This is a genomic window from Pseudomonas sp. R62 (assembly GCF_000257605.1).
GTDB lineage: Bacteria > Pseudomonadota > Gammaproteobacteria > Pseudomonadales > Pseudomonadaceae > Aquipseudomonas > Aquipseudomonas atacamensis.
Map to the genome: position 1 here is coordinate 1 of NZ_AHZM01000936.1, position 728 is coordinate 728.

Sequence of the window (728 nt, forward strand, 5' to 3'; positions counted from 1 at the left end):
GATTCTGGCGGCGGTGGTGACCATGTACATCGTGCTAGGCGTGCTCTACGAGAGCTACATCCACCCGATCACCATTCTTTCGACCTTGCCGTCGGCAGCGGTCGGTGCCTTGCTGGCTTTGCTGCTCAGTGGCAACGATTTGGGCATGATCGCGATCATCGGCATCATCCTGCTGATCGGTATCGTCAAGAAGAACGCGATCATGATGATCGACTTCGCCCTCGACGCCGAACGCACCCAGGGCATGGCCCCGGCAGAGGCGATCTATCAAGCGGCGCTGCTGCGCTTCCGGCCGATTCTGATGACCACGCTGGCGGCGTTGTTCGGCGCAGTGCCGCTGATGCTGGCCACGGGGTCTGGCGCGGAACTGCGTCAGCCGTTGGGTCTGGTGATGGTCGGCGGTTTGCTGGTGAGCCAGGTGTTGACGCTGTTCACCACGCCGGTGATTTACCTGGCTTTTGATCGGTTGGGGCGGCGTTGGACCAAGCCTGTCGCGGGAGAGGTGGTGTGAGCGGCGTGGTGAAAGCAGCTTCAAGCTGCAAGCTTCAAGCTGCAAGAAAACAGCAGCCTGCGCGCGCAGGAACAGCTTGTAGCTCGCAGCTTGCAGCTTGGAGCTCGACGCTATGAACCTCTCCGGCCCTTTCATCAAACGCCCCGTAGCAACCATGCTGCTCTCGCTGGCAATCATGTTGCTCGGCGGGGTCAGCTTCGGTCTGTTGCCGGTATCG

General features: G+C 60.9%; 2 protein-coding genes. Both read left to right on the forward strand.

What is annotated here, in order from left to right:
• A partial coding sequence (locus OQK_RS01225; RefSeq protein ID WP_016770749.1) for an efflux RND transporter permease subunit occupies nucleotides 1-511 on the forward strand: 511 nt, incomplete at its 5' end.
• A 112-nt stretch (nucleotides 512-623) separates the two neighbouring features.
• On the forward strand, nucleotides 624-728 hold a 105-nt coding region (locus OQK_RS31920), incomplete at its 3' end, for a hypothetical protein (protein ID WP_443216324.1).